This window comes from Psychrobacter sp. ANT_H56B, assembly GCF_008369245.1.
Lineage (GTDB): Bacteria > Pseudomonadota > Gammaproteobacteria > Pseudomonadales > Moraxellaceae > Psychrobacter > Psychrobacter cryohalolentis.
In genome coordinates this window covers 24,224-43,535 of record NZ_VOBF01000010.1, presented here as the reverse complement: position 1 = coordinate 43,535, position 19,312 = coordinate 24,224, and the positions used below count along the sequence as shown (strand labels likewise).

Sequence of the window (19,312 nt, the reverse complement as noted above, 5' to 3'; positions counted from 1 at the left end):
ACAAACTTTAATCAATAAAACAATGGTTCGTTTGAAATAAGATGAAGTCATTTAAAACAATAAGCTATCTAAACTGTATTAACGGAACTGGCGCTTGCCAAATACAGTACTGGCTTGCTTCGCTTTTCTAAGGGCAAGTTTACGATTGCGCCCGAACATCATCTTTAATTGCCAGACTTTTTCTATATATAAAGTAGTTGCAGATTGTTCAAACATGGCATTGATAACGCGTTTACTTGCCAGCACGGCATCTGGTGACCGTTCAGCAAATTCAGCAGCAAGTTGCTGCGCTTGCTCAAGTGGCGTCTCACTGCAATGACTGACCAATCCTAGCTCTTTACCCTGCTCTGCACTAACGATACGGGCTGTCATTGCCAGCTCTTTTAGGATATCAGCGCGTACCACGCCAAAACCAGATTGCGTCAAGCCCATATCTGGTACTAGTCCCCATTTCGCTTCCATAATAGCCAATTTACAATCAGGATGGCTGATACGAATATCACATGCCAGCGCCAGCTGTAAGCCTGCACCGATACAATATCCTTCAAGTACGGCAATGACAGGTACTGGGACATCGCGCCACACCAAGCAAACCCGCTGAAATGAGCTTTGCCAAGGTTTGATCAGCTCCCATAGCGCAAAAGCTTGGTTTTTTGGGTGGTTTAAGTCGCCCAAATCGATACCTGCGCAGAAGGTGCCTTCAGCGCCATTTAAAATCACCGCACGTATCGTTTTGTCTTTACTAATGCGTGCTGCCACTGCTATCAACTCTTCGACCACTTTGAAGCTCATGGCGTTTTTTTTCTCAGGTCGATTGATTGTCACGGTTAAAATATCATCAGTCGCGCTAACTTGTAGTGTTTCATACTGGTAGGTGGCGATAGTGTGCATAATCATCCTTAATAATTGAAATAATAGCTTATATATAGAGTGATATTAACAGCCTTGCCTATCTCCTACCTTATCAATAACTGACTGCCACGATATCGTTACCTCTTAGTATCATAAAACTTTTCCTTAAATCATTTTCCAAGTCATATCGTTCTCACTTAGACGATGGTAATTAAGCTGCGGATAAGCAGACAAATCAAGCGTTTGTAGATTGTTCAAAGCGGTTAATAAAGCCTCATAATAAGGCGCTAACATTGCAAACTGTGCAGGCGTGGTATGCTGGATATTTAATAAACACTTATCTTCTAAATCTTGGCTGGCTTGGCGCAGTTGTGGCACGCCCGTATAACGACTGCCGCCCAATATACGATGAGCGATTTGCGCGAGCATACTGCGATTGTGTGTCTCCCATGCTTGCGTCAATGCTTGTTTTTCCTCATTAATGGTATCAAGCATCATAATGATTAGCTTGGCAGCAAGATCTGGCTTATTGGCTGATCGCGTCAATGCATCTTGCCAATCTAGAATATCCAAGGTATTAAATACAGAGGCATTTAAGTTATTGTCGTTTTGCAAATACACAGTACTGACTGATAGTTCATCTTTATTATCATCGAGCGTTTGAATAGAACGCGTACCAAATACCGCCTGCCCTTGTTCTTGAAAACGCAGGTTTTCATAGCGTGGCTGCGTTTCGCGCAGGTTTTCACGCCGATAGTCTTCACGTGGTTGACTGTCACGCAGGTAGTCATCACGGATTTTTTTCAGTGACAGAGGTCGCTTCACTCTTTTCTCATTGCTCATCTTGGTAGGTTTATAACTCTGAACCTGCTCGCTTCGAATCATTTGATAGGTAGGCGGCGCTGCATTTTTAGGCGCAGATGAGGAAGGTTGCAGCATCATATTTGGTACATCAGAATTTTGAGCGTCAATGGTTTTTGACTCTAATACTTGTAAGTCACCTGCTATGCCAAGATTTTGTGGATGCTCATCATTTTCTGCCGTTAATGGTGATGACGAGGCATTACGTCCAAGCCATTTTTGTAATACTTGTAGCAGCTGCGGCTGGCTAATAGGCTTACCAACATAATCATTGATACCACTAGCGACTAATTTATCCCGCTCGTCTGCCAGCCCATGTGCAGTCAGTGCAATAATGGGAATATGACTATCTGCTGCTTCAATCTTACGGATTTGTCGCGCCGCCTCATGCCCTGACATACGTGGCATTTGAATATCCATAAAGATAAGATCGATCCTATCTTTAGTTTGTGCGTTACCCTTTTCTTCTATCGTTACGTCTTCGATATGTAACGTGCTAACCGCTGATTTACTGACATCATCTCGCGTGACCGCTTTTGAGATTTGAGTTTTTTTCGACAGGCTTTGTTTTTCAGTTTTGGTGGCTTTGATATTTTTCGCTTGCTGTTTACTGATTAGCTCTATCGCATCAAATCCGTTACTGGCCGTAATAACATGAATACCAAGCTCGCTCAGCAGCGCATCAAGCACCAGTAAGTTTGGCAAATGATCGTCAACTGCCAATACGGTAACGCCTTTCCAACGTGGTTCTGCCATACCAGTAGGTACACTACGCTTTTGCGTATCTAGCATCGCATATAACTGTCTCTTGTCTAATGGCTCATACAAGATATTGGCATGGTAACGATTGAGTAGTGCTTGATCAGCGGCAACCTGATAACCAAAGACGGCCAGTTTACCTTGATAATGTAGACGGATTTGCTTAAGCAGCGCCATCATATCGTCTTGGGTATCATCATCAACGATGACCCAGTCCCAATAATTACCACGCTCTTTTAACGATTCAAGCAAACCTGGCAAAGAATTGGCTTGGGTTAGCTTAATAGGCAAATGATGCAGACTAGCTTTCAGTACTTGTATAGACGCGGTATGATTAATCCAAATAAGGACATTAAACTCATCGGTTGCACTTGCCAATGGTGCCAATACGGGCAGCTCAATGGTTTGTCCTGTCGCTGCCTCTACCACATCAACATGGGCTGGCATACGAAACCAAAACGTCGCGCCTTGATTGGAAATATTCTCTTGCATATTGTCATAAAAACCAATATCGCCGCCCATCAGCCGTGTTAATTGTTTAGAGATGACCAGTCCCAATCCTGTACCACCATACTGACGCGTGATGGATGGGTCTCCTTGACTAAAGCTTTGAAAGAGCATTTTTTGATCAGACAGCGAGATGCCTTTACCACTGTCTTGCACGCTAATCATCAAATAATTGTCTTGATAGTCATCTAAACTGACGCGCACCACCACGTCACCGCTATCAGTAAATTTAATCGCATTACCAACAATATTGGTTAGTACTTGTTTGAGGCGCAGCGCATCACCATTGATACGCATTGGCACATCGTTGTAAAACAATACCGCCATGCGCAGACCTTTTTCTGCAGACACTGGCGACAGCATATCGACCACATCATAGATAGTGTCATAAAGATCAAACTCATGTCGATCTAGTACCAACTTGCCCGCTTCGATTTTAGAGAAATCAAGTACATCATTGACCAATGCCAATAAGTGCGCAGACGATTTGCGGATGGTTTGTACATACAAGTCTTGCTCAGGATTGAGCTCACCGTGACGCGCGAGCAAATTAATAAAACCATCAATACTATTGAGCGGCGTACGCAGCTCATGACTGATATTGGCTAAAAACGCTGATTTGGCTTGGCTGGTTGAGATTGCCGCATCACGCGCATTACGAATAGAGATGTTTTGCATCTCCATCTCATCAAAAGCCAGACGCAAATCATCTTCGGTCTGCTCCGCATGCTCTTTCAGCTCTTGAAAACTGACATACAAACGACGTAATGTTCTCACCAAGTCTTGTTGTAATAGATTTAGCTCACCATTCGATTCAACAGGGATAGGCTGATAAAGATTATCGACGTGAGTACGCTGTAATTGCAGCCGCAGCTCATAAATCGGCGCAATCCAACGTTTTGAATAAATGTTTAAACTTAGTAGTAGAATTAATAACGTAAACAAACCGGTAATCACCAATGCCATAGCGATACGATAGCGCGCAATATAAAGCGGCTCACTATCCATATCGACTAATAACCACAGTGTCTGACCCTCAAATTCACCTAATATACTGCCGTAAGCGGTACCGATAGGAGTGGATTTTTGCGCTAAAAAACGCTCTGATGGATCGATTGCAGGCCACGCCTCTTCCGTACCATAGCCAACTGTCGCAAGTATGTCGTTACTCTGATTGACAATAGCGATACGCTGAACATGTTGCTCTGCCCGCATACGCCTGAGTTTATCTTGGATACCTTCTAACTTTGCAATCGCAGCTTTCGAGACTTTATTATTATTGTCATTAGCGTTTTCATTATTATTTTCTGAAGTCTGTATCTTGGCAGCATCTTGCTCTAATAGCTCAGGTATTATCTCTGTAATCGTAGGTGAATAGCGGATAAGTACCGCCTCAGCCAACACTGCTTGCTCTGAATTACTGGCACGCATGGTTTCATAAAACACCAAGATACCGCCCACTGCTGCGAGTAAACAGATGGGCAAAAATACCAATATGACCAGCTGACCATAGGCACTACTGGTATCAAAACGTTTTTTGTAAGCCATACTGGGCACCATCTCCACTACTGTTTTTGTTACTGGCATTTTACAATGCTTTTACTGACCGCTTAGGTATCATTTATTAACGACTATATAGCTTGTGATTATCTTAACAGGATTCCATTAGCCGCTGTTAGACAATCATCGATAAAGCTATCTGCGTTAAGCGCCATCAAAAACAAGATGATACAATGTCGCAAATTTTTATTTTCCATAATAAATACCTGACAGTCACGATGTATTGACTTATTATTGACGCATTTATAAAAACATGGTTATTTAACACTTTAATACCATAATCTTATCAAATAATAAAAACGCTGCCGTTACCTCAAAGTATTGCCGAATATATAGCACTTTACTATAGCGTTAAACTACTTTAAAAATAGATACTATTAAGGATACTTTATGTCCGCTACAGCTCAGTCAAACGCCAATTTTATTACTCAAATTACTGACCTTGCTGATTGCGTCGGTCAAACGCCGTTAGTCAAATTGCAGCGCTTACCTGAACAAGAGCAGATTGACAATGGTGCTATCATGCTAGCCAAGCTTGAAGGTAATAATCCTGCTGGTTCTGTCAAAGACCGCCCTGCTTTTAATATGATTTATCAAGCGGAGCTACGCGGTGATATTAAGCTAGGTGACATGTTGATTGAGGCAACCAGTGGCAATACTGGTATTGCATTAGCCATGGTAGCGGCGATGCGTGGCTATCCGATTACCTTGTTTATGCCAAGCAACTCAACCCAAGAGCGTAAAGATGCCATGACGGCTTATGGTGCGACGCTGATTGAGGTAGAAGAAGGGATAGAAGCCGCGCGCGACATGGCATTACAAATGCAAACGGACGGTAAAGGTATTGTCTTAGATCAGTTTAATAATCCTGATAATAAACAGGCGCATTATCTGACTACAGGTCCTGAGCTGTGGGCGCAAACAGACGGTAAAATCACACATTTTATCAGCTCTATGGGTACCACAGGCACCATTACCGGCGTGGCACAATATTTAAAAGAGCAAAACCCTGATATACAAATCATAGGTTTACAGCCTGATGAGGATGCAGCTATCGCTGGTATCCGCCGCTGGCCTGCCGCTTATATGCCAGGGATTTTTGATGCCGAATTAGTCGATGAGATTATGGATATCGATCAGCGCGTCGCTGAGGTTTATATGCGTAAGCTTGCTAAAACCGAAGGGATTTTTGCGGGCGTCTCATCAGGTGCAGCAGCATGGGCAGCCACACAAGTTGCTAAAGCAAATCCTGATGCCGTCATTGCCTTTATTGTCTGCGATCGCGGTGATCGTTATTTATCGACCGGCTTATATAATGTTGATGATAGCTTAGATAATGTAAACTAAGATAATTTATAAATCGCTGACAATGCCGTTTATGCGGTCAGTGCGTTTAATGCAGTGTAGTAAGACAATAATCAGGTAGAAACCTCTATGTCACAAGCTTTTTCGTCTGACCCTATTTTGGTCTTTGATATTGAGACGGTTGCAGATACCGATGCTGCACGCCGTATCTATCCGCAATTGGCTAAGCTCAATGATGCAGATACACTCAGTGCGTTAACTGCCATTCGTATACAAGAAGTCGGGCATGATTTTATGCGTTTGCCATTACAGCGCATTGTCTGTATCTCTGCTCTATATATTAAGGATGGTACTTTTTCATTATTTTCCCTCACTGCAGACAAATTTAGCGAAGAAGAGATTCTTGCCAAGTTTTTTCGCGCCTTTAGTGATATTGCAAAACTGCCTAAATTGATTAGCTGGAATGGTTCAGGTTTTGATATTCCTGTGCTTATTTATCGTGCCATGCAATATGATTTGGCAGCGCCTTGGTTGTTTGAAGAAGGTGAGCGTATCAAAAACATGCGTTTTGATAACTATGTCAATCGCTTTCATACGCGCCATATTGACTTGATGGATCGATTTAGCCAATACGGTGCCAGCCGCCGCGAGGCTATGGATGTCGTTGCTAGCTTATATGGCTTGCCCGGTAAGACAGATGTTGATGGCAGTATGGTCGGCGAGCTTGTCAGCAATAATGACTGGCAAACGCTGTCAATATATTGCGAGTCTGATGTGATGAATACTTGGCTAATATATCTGCGTTGGCTGCGCCTGACCGGTCAGCTATCCTTACCAGATTTTGCCGTTTGGCAGCAGCAAAGCCGTGATTATTTAACCAAATTTACCCAAGTAGATGGCACGCCACGTCATCAGGCGTTTTTGAATGACTGGCTTATCAGCTAGCAATTTTAGCCAGTTGATATATTGATGAACGATACATGTAAGCGGTGATTATAGTTTTATAATCACCGCTTTTTTACTTTGTGAGCGCCTAATACCTTAGTCGCTTTATATGTTAAAATTGCTATTATTTTTAACACCTTCATTTTATAGGCAGGTTTATGCAACCCACCGATTCAAAGACGCTTACCAACGTAGATGCAACCGAACAGGCAAATGAGACGCAAACCATTACGATTCCGCCTAATAAGAAAAAATCTAAGCCATCATCAAAGACGCGTCGTCGTCTAAAAGATGCTGAGCCACTCCCCTTTACTATCGATGGCTTGTCACATGATGGGCGCGGCGTTGCGGTATACGGTAATGGCTTTGGTGAAACTGATGGTCATATCACAGACAAGCATGGCAAAAAAATCTTTGTCAGCTTTGCCCTGCCAGGTGAAAGTGCGTTGGTCAAGATTACTAATAGCCGCACGAGCTTTGAAGAGGGTGATGCCGTTAGCATCACTGCCAATTCAAACCCTGAGCGCGTGGTACCACCCTGCCCACACTTTGGTGTTTGCGGTGGCTGTAATTTGCAGCATTGGCAGCCAGATGCACAAATTACATTTAAGCAATCTGTCCTTGCTGAGATGTTGGTCCATCAAGCCAATGTGGCACCTGATCACTGGCTTGAGCCAGTAATCGGTGATCGCCTTGGCTATCGCACTAAGGCCCGACTGGGCGTACGTTATGTGGTCAAAAAGGAAACTGCTTTGGTTGGCTTTCGCGAGCGTTCAAGTAATTTCTTAGCAGAGTTAAATGAATGTCATATCTTAGATCCACGTATTGGCTTTGAGATTGAAAACTTAAAAACCCTTATTAGTACTTTAGATAGCCGTGACAAGATTGCTCAGCTTGAGTTGGCAATGGGCGAGCATTTACCAGAGCTGCCTGATGGCGATCAGCCAGTCGCGCTAATTGTGCGTAATCTTGAACCGTTATCAGATGGCGATGTTGATAAGCTAAAAGTATTTTTTGCAGCACGTCATTGGCAGCTGTATCTACAATCAAAGGGTGCGGATAGTATCCAACGTATTGCCTTGAAGGATACAGATGATTTAAGCGAACAGTTTGGACGTTTGTATTATCAATTACCAGAGTATGATTTGACGTTTGAATTTATTCCTACCGATTTTACCCAAGTTAATCTGTCGGTGAATCGTCAGATGACCAAGCTTGCTTGTGACTTGCTTGATTTAAAAGCAGGTGAACGCGTTCTAGATTTATTTAGCGGTTTAGGCAATTTTAGCCTGCCTCTCGCGCGTTTGGTTGGTGAAACCGGCTCGGTCGTTGGTGTTGAAGGCAGTGAAGCTATGACTGCACGTGCCGCTGATAACGCGCGCCGTAATGGCATTAATAACACTGAGTTTTATAGCCAAGATTTGACGCATGACTGTACGGACAAACCGTGGGCTAACCAAGGGTTTGATGCGCTGCTTATCGATCCACCGCGTTCTGGCGCGTGGGAGATTATGCAATATTTGCCTAAGTTTAACGCCGAGCGGATTGTCTATGTCTCCTGTAATCCTGCTACACTTGCTCGCGATACCAAAGCATTGCTTGAACAAGGTTATCGTTTGACTCACGCTGGCGTCATGGATATGTTTTGTCATACTGGTCACGTTGAGTCCATCGCGCGCTTTGAAAAAATATCTGCTTAAACCGTATGTAATGGCAGAGTGTAGTATTAACCTATGATTTTTAGAGGCGTTAATAGCTGCAATTTAAGAATGATATCTGCGTTACTCGCATATGCGGCTAACGCTATCATTACAGAGCCTTGCTTGATTTGTCATCGCAACATGCGATAATAATAGTCACTGTTTTTATTATTTATAAAACATAGTGAGTCTAAGCGCTCATAATTCTATGCAAGATCCCTATAATTGATTTTATAGCTGCTAAAAAATGGATTTTTTAGCGGCTGTATTGATTTATAACTGACCATTTATCGATAGCAAGCTCATGTTTAGCTCTAGCATTGTAGATGGCGTTATTATCAAGTCAAAATAGCTAAGAGGAGTGGGCAATGGTAAAAATTCGTGAAGGATTACCGCTGGTAGATGGACAAACCACGCAAGCCGACAGTGCAACTTTGGCAGCGCAACTGGTCGCGAGTCAACGCTCGCACCAGTCTGCCAATAGCTATGCTCAAATCCCACTAGATATCAAGTATCAACTTGCCACTCATAAACTCCATACTACCTTTGATCGCTCTGTTAATTACGCCTACTACAGTCATGACTCAAATCTTGAAAATGACTATCTAAGGGATAAAATCCTTGATGAATCCGAGGCGTTTTCACAGCAAGAGCTTGAAGCGTTAGATTTAAATCAAATCAATATTGATGTACCTACTTGGCTTGATAATGTTGCCAAGCGTATTGGGCAAGATTCAGTACCCAATCTTAGCGCTGCCTGTGCATTCGTCCGTAATCACATGAATACCAGTGAATCGGAGCGTTCGGGCGCTTACGTGACTGGTATCGGCATGACTGATATCTTAACTTACCTTTATCAAGATGAAGATGCCCTTGTCGCTGCCATGCTCTATCGCAGTGCGCGCAAATCGATTATTAGTCTTAGCGAAATCGAAAAAAAGTTTGGCACTGATATCTCAACCTTGGTTAAAGATACCTTGGCGATGGGACAGCTGTCTGAGATTATCGAAAGCAATAAGCGCTTAGAAGATCACTTCGTAAATAATCAACGGGATCAATTATCAAATATTTATAGCATGCTGATCTCAGTCACCAACGATGTTCGAGTAGTGCTGATTAAGCTTGCTGAACGCACTTTTGCTATGCGCGAGCTGACCTTTTCCAATGAAATTCGGCAAGCTCGCGTGGCGCGTGAAGTCATGACTATTTATGCGCCATTGGCACATCGTTTGGGTATTGCCCAGCTGAAATGGGAGCTTGAAGATTTAGCCTTTCGCTACCTTGCCCCTGATCGTTATAAAGAAATTGCCAAACTATTATCAGAAAAGCGTAGCGAGCGTGAGTCTTATATCCAGCGTGTACAAGATAGACTGAACGAGTCTTTAGCAGAATCTGGTATTGAAGGCGAAGTTTCAGGACGCGTAAAGCACATTTATTCTATTTATCGAAAAATGAAGCTTAAAGGATTGTCTTTTGATCAGCTGTACGATATCCGTGCGCTGCGAGTATTGGTGACCACTCCTTCAGACTGTTACCACGTGCTAGGATTGGTACACGGGTTATGGCGTTATATTCCTGAGCAATTTGACGATTATATTACCAATCCAAAATCTAACGGTTATCGCTCACTCCATACTGCGGTCATCGCTGAGAACAAATCGCTTGAAGTACAGATTCGTACTCAAGAGATGCACTTTGAAGCTGAGCTTGGCATGTGTGCCCATGTCAACTACAAAGAAGGGCTCAAAAATAAAAAGGACAATTACCTTAATCAGCGAATCAGTTCTTTACGTCAACTGCTGTCTATCAATAATCAGCCGCGCTCATCTTTATCAACCGGTGATGAATTAGAGGAAGTTGAATATGATGACGAAGAGCAATTGGTTGATTTTGATGAACTCGAACGTATTTACATATTTAGTCGTGATGGCGATATTACGGAGTTGCCAAAAGGCGCGACTGTGCTGGATTTTGCCTATTATGTTCATACGCAGGTCGGTAACCGCGCCCAAGCAGCGCGTGTCAATCAGCGTTATGTACCACTAACTTATCAGCTCAAAACCGGCGAGCAAGTTGAGATTATTACCAAATCTTCACGTGAGCCCAATCGCGACTGGCTAGTGGCTTCACTAGGCTATATTCATACCAATCGTGCCCGCTCAAAACTGCGTCAATGGTTTAACAAACAAGATCGCGATAAGAATATCGAAATCGGGCGTCAGATGCTCAGTAAAGAGCTTGAACGTCTATCGGTACATCCGAACAGCATCGATTTAAACGATTATACGCAACATTTTAATGTCAACAATACCGACGATATTGTGGTTGGTTTGGTGACGGGAGAAATTGGTCTAAATCAGCTTACCAGTCATATCTCTCGTCAGCTGCATCTAGAGCCTGAAAGATCTGAAGAAGATTTTGCCCCTATTATCGATAAAAGAGATTCAGGTAAGCTTGATGCTTACAAAATCCAAATCGATGGCTTGGATAATATCGAAGTTGGTTTGGCAGGCTGCTGTCACCCTGTGCACGGTGAGCCTATCGCGGGCTACATTACTTTATCGCGTGGTGTCAGTGTCCACAATCGCGGTTGCCCTGAATATCTGCGCCTGATTGAACGTGATCCTGAACGCGAAATCAAGGCAGCTTGGAAAATTAAATCTGGTCGCTATCAGCCAGTTGATATTCATATAGAAGCCTATGATAGGCGTGGTTTATTACGCGATTTAACCCAAATTATTGATAAAGAAAACGTCAATATTCGTCAAGTTCAAACCCTGAGCAATGATGATAATATTGCATTTTTAAAGTTTCATATTGAAGTGTCGGGGCTGGCACATTTATCCAAGTTACTTGCTAAGCTTGAACAGCAGCATGGTATCTTACATGCTCGCCGCGCTGTTGCCTGATAATACCTTTAATTCTTAATAGAGATTTTATAAAATATTATGCCTGAGTTACCAGAAGTAGAAACGACAAAAACCAGTCTGACGCCTTTGTTAGGACAAAAAGTCACCAACGTACAAGTCTTTCAACCCAAGCTGCGTTGGTCGATGCCTGATAATTTAGCAGATTTGATTGATTATACATTGGACAGCGTTGAGCGACGGGCAAAGTATTTAATCCTCAATTTTATACCGCTAGCTGATGATGGCATTTCATCTTCTATTGAACTTAGGAATTTACAGCCGAAACAGCTTCTGATTCATCTTGGAATGTCAGGTAGCTTGCAACAACATCATCATACTAGCGATAAGCGCAAACATGATCATTTGATCATGAGTTTTATCGGCGCTGACGACACTCAAACTCAGCTACATTATTATGACCCTAGACGTTTCGGCTCTATCTTATGGCTTGAGGATTACGGGGATAAACTACTAAACCATTTAGGACCTGAGCCATTATCAGATGCGTTCACAGCAGAGTATTTGTATTATCTTATCCAACGTAGTGAACAATCCATCCAGACTCAAAACAGCAAATCGTTTAAAAAGCAGCCTATCAAACGAGCCATCAAGTCAGTTATTATGGAGCAGCAAGCTGTGGTCGGCGTTGGTAATATCTATGCCACTGAGAGCTTATACCTTTCAGGCATCCATCCTGCTACTCCAGCGAATAAGATATCCTATGACCAAATAGTAATTTTAGTCGCCCATATCAAAACGATTTTACAGAAAGCTATCAAGCTAGGTGGTTCAACACTACGTGATTTTACGGTTGCTGATGGTCAAACAGGCTATTTCCAACAAACTTTGAACGTCTATGGTAGACAAGGTGAAACTTGTCCGCACTGTGATTCAGTTTTAGAGAATATCAAGCTCAATGGACGTGCCAGTGTCTACTGCCCTGTTTGTCAGCCAATTAATTAGATCTGGATTTTCCAATATTAATTTTTTTATCCAATATTCACTTAAATAGACCAGTTCGCCACTCTTTAACTACTTGTCATTAAAATAGAGCAATTCATAAACATATCCTTATATGCTGCGCATTTTTGTTGCTTATTGATCCACATATTGCTTTAATAGTGCTTGCACTTACATAAATAATGCAAACCATTTATTTACCTGTAATATATAGGCTATTTCTCGTTGCCGCGATATCTCTATTTCTGTGGAGAAATAGCAACAGCCATTTATCATTCTATTTATGAGTTTTAGGATATCATTATGACTGCTCAAGCTAACACCAAATGCACCGCAAAGTATAAGCTATTAACTGTATTGATAAGTGCCAGCTTAGCTTTTGCAAGTATGCAACCTGCTTTGGCAGCGATAGAAATTGATGAAACAGATTTTGGTCCCTCTTATGAGACTATGGCTGTAGATACCGTTGTCGGCAAGCCATTACAGTTGATAGCAGCTGTCGCAGGTACAGCCGCTTACATCGTCAGTTTGCCCTTCTCTTTGATCGGCGGTAATGCTGACCAAGCACAGCAGAAGCTCTTTGTTGAACCATGGAACGCCATGAGTCGCTGTTTAGGCTGTACGGTTGCTGAAGACAACTATTACAAATCGCAAATCGTTGATAATAACGTTGTGCGTATCGTCGTTGATCAACCATCAGAAATTATTATTAATACCAATGACTATGTTGTCGTTAGACCCTAAACATAACTACCATTAAGTAGTTATAAAAAATCCAATAAAAAGAGGCTAACATGACGTTAGCCTTTTTTATTTTTTAATCTGACGATCATTAAAATGTGTTTACTTATTAATATTGCCAAGCTTAGCACTAATTTCACGAAGCAATTGCACCTCTTCTGACGGCTCTTCTATTGCTTCTTCTATTGCTTCTTCTACCTCATCTGCACGGCGCAATCTGTTGACCATTTTTACCATTATAAAAATAATAAACGCCAAGATTAGAAAGTTAATCAGTACCGTAATGAAGCTACCGTAAGCCAATACAGGAATGCCAGCAGCTTTGAGGGCATCATTGGTTCGTGCCACACCTTCTGGCGCATCACCCAATATCAAAAACATATTCTTGAAATTAATTTCGCCGCCGACGATAAAAGCAACAATGGGCATGATCACGTCCTCTACTAAAGACTTTGTGATCGTAGCGAATGCTCCACCGATGATCACACCGACGGCCAGATCCATCACATTACCTTTTAAAGCAAATTCTTTAAACTCAGATACCATACTCATGATTTATCTCCTCAAAAATCTTATTGACCATAAGATAAGCGTATAAATGATGCATCCAACTTGGGATTTTAATAATAACCGTAAGATTACTCGTTTTTTTAGTAAGTGATATCCGACTATTGTCTTTTTATTCTATATAAAATGCAACACAAAAAAAAGCAGCATAGAATAGTTGGTATACCACTATTCTATGCTGCTCACTAGATATCTTTAATGCAGAACCAAATAATGGATAACCACTATTTATTGTTCAATATTACGCACCTTTCTTACGACCATAACGTTTACGCTCACTTTCAGTCAAATAGCGCTTACGAATACGTATTGCTTTTGGCGTTACTTCTACCAATTCATCATCTTGAATGAATTCAAGTGCTTGCTCAAGCGTAAACTTAACCGCTGGAGTCAGTGTCAATGCTTCATCAGTACCACTAGCGCGAACGTTGGTTAACTGCTTACCAGTCGTCGGGTTCACTGCCATGTCATCATTACGTGAGTTAAGACCAATAATCATACCTTCGTACACTTCAAGCTGTGGCTCAGCAAATAATTTACCGCGTTTTTGTAGGTTAAATAAAGCAAAACCTAAGCAAACACCTTTCGCCATAGAAACCAAAACACCGTTTGAGCGAGCACCAACCTCACCAACTTTCTGTGGACCATAATGTGAAAAGCTTGAAGTCATGATACCTGTACCTGAAGTCAGGGTTAAGAACTCAGAGCGGAAACCAATCAAACCACGGGCAGGCATTGTCGCTTCGATACGCATACGACCTTTACCATCAAGCTCCATATTGGTCATCTCGCCTTTACGCAAGCCAACCTGCTCCATGATAGGACCTTGATGCGCATCTTCGATATCGAAGACAACATTTTCATACGGCTCTTGTAGCTTACCATCAACTTCTTTGACGATAACTTCTGGACCTGAAACGCCCATCTCGAAACCTTCACGGCGCATGTTTTCGATCAATACAGATAAATGCAACTCACCACGACCTGATACTTTAAATTTATCAGGAGATTCTGTATCTTCTACACGTAATGCTACGTTATGAATCAATTCACGCTCAAGACGCTCACGAATATTACGTGAGGTCACAAACTTACCATCACGACCAGCAAAAGGTGAGTTATTTACTTGGAAGTTCATAGAAACGGTAGGTTCATCAACCGTTAATGCTGGTAATGCTTCGACAGCACTAGGATCACAAATCGTATCTGAGATATTAAGCGAATCAATACCAGTAATACAAACGATGTCACCAGCTTGTGCATCTTCAACATCAATACGATCAAGACCATGATAGCCCATGATTTTTAGGATACGGCCATTACGGGTATTGCCATTTTTATCAATGACAGTTACTTGTGTATTGGTTTTTACTTTACCACGCTGAATACGACCAATACCGATAACACCAACGAAACTATTGTAGTCAAGACTTGAGATTTGCATACGGAATGGTGCATCTGCATCAACCTGTGGAGCCTGTACAACATCAACGATAGTTTTGAACAGTGGCGTCATGTCATCAGCTAAATCATCAGCTTCTAAACCTGCAATACCATTCAATGCTGAGGCATATACCACTGGGAAATCAAGCTGCTCATCAGTCGCACCCAGATTATCGAACAAATCAAAAATTTGATCCATTACCCAATCAGGACGTGAACCAGGACGGTCAATTTTGTTGATAACAACAATAGGCTTTAGACCTTGCTCGAACGCTTTTTGCGTTACGAAACGAGTTTGTGGCATTGGACCATCAACAGCATCAACTACTAGAAGTACACAGTCAACCATAGACATTACACGTTCAACTTCACCACCGAAATCGGCGTGACCAGGGGTATCCACAATATTAATACGATACTCAGTACCGTCAGTGTTATCTGTCCAACGAATGGCTGTATTTTTCGCCAAAATAGTAATACCACGTTCTTGCTCAATATCACCTGAATCCATTGCACGCTCAGCAATATTTGCACGGTCGCCAAAAGTACCAGACTGATGTAATAGCTTATCAACCAAAGTTGTTTTACCGTGATCAACGTGGGCAATAATTGCAATGTTACGCAGGTGTTTGATATCGTTCGCCATATAAAATGCTCGTTTCGTCTTAAAAAAATGCAGTAGCAGTAAGCACCGCTGGATAAACTTTTGCCATTAACCAGATAAGTAGTATTACGCTATGATTAAACAACCATACAATAGGTACAGCTAGATAATTAATAGAAGTAAAACATAGACTTATGGTGATGAATCCATCGTACAGATAGCTATGCTAATTACACTTTGTCAGTTTACAAAGTGTTTGGGTGGCTAGTATAGCATTATTAAATCATAAATTTATGTAATAACTTACTTTTCTCGATACATAAATAAAAAAAAGCCACCCATTGGATGACTTTTTTTGTAACTAATTAGCTTCTTACATAACTAGTAGCTATTACTTATTGAACAACCATATCTTTAGTTTGTTCAACAGTCATTGTTTTGTCACCAGTGATGATGGCATAAACACGACGGTTCATAGCACGACCTTCTTCAGTGTTGTTGTCAGCGATTGGTTGATCATAACCATAACCAACGGTTGATAGACGGTTTGGAGCAATACCAAATTCGTTAGTCAACATAGATTTCACAGCAACAGCACGGGCTTCAGACAGACGTTGGTTATAACGTGCTGATGGACCAGTTTTAGAAGCATGACCTTCAACACGAGCGGTAGAGTTAGGATACTCGCGCATCTTCTCTGCTACTTTAGCGATTTCAGGTTTGTACTGAGTTTTGATAGCTGATTTATCGTTATCAAAGAATACACGTAGTTCCATTTTCAATTCATCAGTAATATCTACTGGTACTGGACAACCGCGCTCATCTACAACAACATTCATTGGAGTACCTGGGCAAGCATCGATGCTATCAGGTACGCCATCGCCGTCTGAATCAAGATCAGATTCTACAACAACGATTGGTGGAGTCTGAACGTTAGGCTCTTGCATCGGTGGAACAGCTACTGCAGGTGCTAAATGACCACCAAGTACCACTTCTAGACCGGCCAAAGCCATGCCTTCCCACCAGTTTTGATCAAAGTTATGAATCGCACGAGCTTCACCACGTAGGCTTAGCGCGTTGTTGATACGATACATAGCACCTAGACCTAGGTTACCGATTGTATCTTTAGTGCTTGTAACTTCAGTACCAGCTGCGTCTTCGATTTCAATTTTAGATTGACCAGCACCAACCAAGACATACGGTTTGAATGCGTTATCAGTATAACCAGTAAATTGCTCAGTACCGATCAAGAAGTTACCAGAGATCATTTCTTGTTCTGTATCGAAAGATCCACCTTTATTGCTTATTGCATCAGTATTTGATACACCATACTCTACTTGAAACTGAGTAGATGGAGTCAATTCAATACCTAGCGCAGCACCAGTATAAAGACCATTTTCTTTATAAAAGTTTTCGGTGCCATCATTATAGTTTTGTAATAATTCGCGCTGCTCGTCGTCAGCACCTTCGCTGTAATGATAACCAAGTAGTAATGGGCTGATAGTTACGCCAGCGTTAGCTGCTAGTGGGGCTGCTGTGATGGCAAACAAAGCCAAAGCAATTTTATTTAATTTCATGAAACTTCCTCCAAAGGATAATTTTAGTAGTGCATTAAGCAAAACTATTGCTCAAAAACAAACATCATTTACGAACTTAAAATTACAAAGCAAAACCAATTAAGACGTAGCTTAGCGATTATCAATTCAGTTTACAACTTTTTTCGTAAACCAGCTACACATTATTACACGATAATGTCATAACTAAAACACATTAGCCTGCTTAACTTACTGAGAGCTAACACACTTTACACTCTTTATCTTTTGTATGTTAGGTCGCAATAGATGATGAAACGATTCTTACCTATTGTTGCAACTCATTTTAATACAAGTAGTTAATTTTCTCTATTATTAAAAGCATCTATTCACGAATTGAAACATTCTTTGACAGTAGACATATATTTGGTTTATATTTACTATTATATAAACCAAATAATATTCCACTTATTCCGATTAATGGCTTTTTTTGATATTCACTATAGTAGTAATGCAACTTGATAAAACAAATGGTGACACGAACAATAGATTTAAAAATACAATAAACATTTAAAACCATCTTAGCTATCCCTTTTATACAGGTAGCAGTCCATTATGGCTATATCATATAGAATACTTTCAATATGCTCGAAGGGTTTTAGACGGCATGATGAGCATGGGTTTAATTTAGTAGAATTAATCGTAACCATTGCTATCTTAGCTATTATATTAATGATTGCCACACCTTATATTTTGACTCAGTTGGCAAGTATGGAAGCCAAACGTATTGCAAGTCAAATAGAAACTACCTTGACTTTGGCAAAAGCTGAGAGTCATATTAGAAGACAAGATTTACTGGTTTGCTTATCTAATGGTGGTGGTCTTTGCCATAGAGACAGCTTTAAAAAGTTATTATTATTCTCAGATAAAAATAATAATAACAATTTTGATGTTGGTATTGATGATTTATTAGAAGACCAAGCGCTGAACCCAAAATACAGTACTTTATATTTACGGGTCGGTGATAACCGTCACTACACTAAATTTTGGGGCGATAGTGGCAGTCCTCGTGGGCATTTCGGACATATTAAATACTGTCCAACCTCAACCTATAATCACACCATGTACCAAATCTCTTTTAATCAGACAGGCGGTATTACCTACAAACCTAACGAAAACCATCCGACCGGATGTGGTACATAATGAAATAGCAATATAAGCTAAGAATAAACTGTCGTAGCTATCGGTGCATCGCTGTTTTCATCATAATAACCGCCTGCTCTATCCCCACAAATAGCGCATCTGCTATCAAAGCATGACCAATATTTAGCTCATACATACCGTCAATTTGGGCAATCGCATGAACATTATCACGTGTTAGACCGTGACCAGCATTGACCAACAGTTTACTATCAACTCGTTTAGCGGTAATCACTGCATTTTTAATACGTTCAAGCTCTACATTTACCCTATCTGTTTTACCTGCCAGACCTGCTTCAGCATAAGAACCTGTGTGTAATTCGATTGCGTCAGCGCTACAATTAACTGCTGCCTCGATCTGCTTATCTTCTGGATCAATAAACAAAGAGACTTTGATACCTGCTGCTTGTAACTGACTGACATAATCTGTCAATGAGGCTAGCTGCCCTGCCACATCAAGCCCCCCTTCTGTAGTCAGTTCAGCACGTTTTTCCGGCACTAGGCATACCCAATATGGTTTGACTTGACAGGCTATGTCTAGCATTTCAGTCGTTGCTGCCATCTCTAGATTCATTCTTGTGGTCAGCTGCCCTGCCATCTCATATACATCGGCATCTTGAATATGACGGCGATCTTCACGCAAATGAATAGTGATACCGTCAGCACCTGCTTTCTCACACAAAAGAGCTGCAGCTAGTGGGCTTGGATAGCCCACACCGCGTGCTTGACGTAAGGTTGCCACATGGTCAACGTTGACACCTAAGAGTGGTTTTTTTGAAGTATTTTGTAGATTTTGCTCTAATGTAGTCGGCAAAATCTGCGCTGTATCCGTCATAAAAAATCCTTTTATTAATAGTTAGATCATTT

General features: G+C 41.4%; 13 protein-coding genes. 7 read left to right on the top strand and 6 right to left on the bottom strand.

The annotated features are described in order from the left end of the window. Positions 1-78 precede the first annotated feature (78 nt). A complete protein-coding gene (locus FQ082_RS11310) occupies positions 79-891 on the bottom strand; it encodes a crotonase/enoyl-CoA hydratase family protein (protein ID WP_149493166.1) in 813 nt (270 codons plus the stop codon). Between the two features lie 126 nt (positions 892-1,017). After that, positions 1,018-4,527: an ATP-binding protein gene (locus FQ082_RS11305; protein ID WP_149493196.1), complete on the bottom strand. Its 3,510-nt coding sequence runs from the start codon at positions 4,525-4,527 to the stop codon at positions 1,018-1,020. Between the two features lie 402 nt (positions 4,528-4,929). Here FQ082_RS11305 and cysM point away from each other — a divergent pair, with 402 nt between their 5' ends. The 6 genes from cysM (at position 4,930) to FQ082_RS11275 (ending at position 13,102) form a co-directional block, all read left to right on the top strand. Continuing rightward, positions 4,930-5,886 (top strand): cysteine synthase CysM, encoded by a 957-nt coding sequence (cysM, locus tag FQ082_RS11300; protein WP_149493165.1) that lies wholly within the window; start codon positions 4,930-4,932, stop codon positions 5,884-5,886. A gap of 87 nt (positions 5,887-5,973) precedes the next feature. Further along, on the top strand, positions 5,974-6,789 hold the full coding sequence (locus FQ082_RS11295) for a 3'-5' exonuclease (protein WP_149493164.1): 816 nt from the start codon (positions 5,974-5,976) through the stop codon (positions 6,787-6,789). Positions 6,790-6,947: 158 nt separating this feature from the next. Beyond that, positions 6,948-8,489: a 23S rRNA (uracil(1939)-C(5))-methyltransferase RlmD gene (gene rlmD / locus FQ082_RS11290; RefSeq protein ID WP_149493163.1), complete on the top strand. Its 1,542-nt coding sequence runs from the start codon at positions 6,948-6,950 to the stop codon at positions 8,487-8,489. A gap of 368 nt (positions 8,490-8,857) precedes the next feature. Further along, positions 8,858-11,398 (top strand): RelA/SpoT family protein, encoded by a 2,541-nt coding sequence (locus FQ082_RS11285; protein ID WP_149493162.1) that lies wholly within the window; start codon positions 8,858-8,860, stop codon positions 11,396-11,398. Positions 11,399-11,437: 39 nt separating this feature from the next. Further along, on the top strand, positions 11,438-12,361 hold the full coding sequence (gene mutM / locus FQ082_RS11280; RefSeq protein WP_149493161.1) for a bifunctional DNA-formamidopyrimidine glycosylase/DNA-(apurinic or apyrimidinic site) lyase: 924 nt from the start codon (positions 11,438-11,440) through the stop codon (positions 12,359-12,361). Positions 12,362-12,661: 300 nt separating this feature from the next. Beyond that, on the top strand, positions 12,662-13,102 hold the full coding sequence (locus FQ082_RS11275; protein WP_020442721.1) for a hypothetical protein: 441 nt from the start codon (positions 12,662-12,664) through the stop codon (positions 13,100-13,102). A 99-nt stretch (positions 13,103-13,201) separates the two neighbouring features. On the opposite strand, the gene mscL is transcribed toward FQ082_RS11275, so the two are convergent. The 3 genes from mscL to FQ082_RS11260 all read right to left on the bottom strand — a co-directional run bounded on the left by mscL (position 13,202) and on the right by FQ082_RS11260 (position 17,290). Next, positions 13,202-13,651 (bottom strand): large conductance mechanosensitive channel protein MscL, encoded by a 450-nt coding sequence (gene mscL, locus FQ082_RS11270; RefSeq protein ID WP_149493160.1) that lies wholly within the window; start codon positions 13,649-13,651, stop codon positions 13,202-13,204. A 256-nt stretch (positions 13,652-13,907) separates the two neighbouring features. After that, positions 13,908-15,755, bottom strand: coding sequence for a translational GTPase TypA (gene typA / locus FQ082_RS11265; RefSeq protein WP_011512742.1), 1,848 nt, complete (start codon positions 15,753-15,755; stop codon positions 13,908-13,910). A 353-nt stretch (positions 15,756-16,108) separates the two neighbouring features. After that, positions 16,109-17,290: an OmpA family protein gene (locus tag FQ082_RS11260; RefSeq protein WP_149493159.1), complete on the bottom strand. Its 1,182-nt coding sequence runs from the start codon at positions 17,288-17,290 to the stop codon at positions 16,109-16,111. Positions 17,291-17,860: 570 nt separating this feature from the next. Here FQ082_RS11260 and FQ082_RS11255 point away from each other — a divergent pair. Then, complete coding sequence (locus FQ082_RS11255) at positions 17,861-18,448, top strand: prepilin-type N-terminal cleavage/methylation domain-containing protein (RefSeq protein WP_149493158.1); 588 nt, start codon at positions 17,861-17,863, stop codon at positions 18,446-18,448. A gap of 37 nt (positions 18,449-18,485) precedes the next feature. Here the strand turns inward: FQ082_RS11255 and FQ082_RS11250 are convergent, their stop codons facing one another. Then, entirely contained in the window at positions 18,486-19,280 is a 795-nt protein-coding gene (locus FQ082_RS11250) for a pyridoxine 5'-phosphate synthase (protein ID WP_188018950.1), read from the bottom strand. Positions 19,281-19,312 lie beyond the last annotated feature (32 nt).

Coding starts and splice junctions, on each gene's coding strand:
- FQ082_RS11310 (WP_149493166.1), bottom strand. CDS start 891: ATGCACACTATCGCCACCTACCAGTATGAAACACTACAAGTTAGCGCG.
- FQ082_RS11305 (WP_149493196.1), bottom strand. CDS start 4,527: ATGGCTTACAAAAAACGTTTTGATACCAGTAGTGCCTATGGTCAGCTG.
- cysM (WP_149493165.1), top strand. CDS start 4,930: ATGTCCGCTACAGCTCAGTCAAACGCCAATTTTATTACTCAAATTACT.
- FQ082_RS11295 (WP_149493164.1), top strand. CDS start 5,974: ATGTCACAAGCTTTTTCGTCTGACCCTATTTTGGTCTTTGATATTGAG.
- rlmD (WP_149493163.1), top strand. CDS start 6,948: ATGCAACCCACCGATTCAAAGACGCTTACCAACGTAGATGCAACCGAA.
- FQ082_RS11285 (WP_149493162.1), top strand. CDS start 8,858: ATGGTAAAAATTCGTGAAGGATTACCGCTGGTAGATGGACAAACCACG.
- mutM (WP_149493161.1), top strand. CDS start 11,438: ATGCCTGAGTTACCAGAAGTAGAAACGACAAAAACCAGTCTGACGCCT.
- FQ082_RS11275 (WP_020442721.1), top strand. CDS start 12,662: ATGACTGCTCAAGCTAACACCAAATGCACCGCAAAGTATAAGCTATTA.
- mscL (WP_149493160.1), bottom strand. CDS start 13,651: ATGAGTATGGTATCTGAGTTTAAAGAATTTGCTTTAAAAGGTAATGTG.
- typA (WP_011512742.1), bottom strand. CDS start 15,755: ATGGCGAACGATATCAAACACCTGCGTAACATTGCAATTATTGCCCAC.
- FQ082_RS11260 (WP_149493159.1), bottom strand. CDS start 17,290: ATGAAATTAAATAAAATTGCTTTGGCTTTGTTTGCCATCACAGCAGCC.
- FQ082_RS11255 (WP_149493158.1), top strand. CDS start 17,861: ATGGCTATATCATATAGAATACTTTCAATATGCTCGAAGGGTTTTAGA.
- FQ082_RS11250 (WP_188018950.1), bottom strand. CDS start 19,280: ATGACGGATACAGCGCAGATTTTGCCGACTACATTAGAGCAAAATCTA.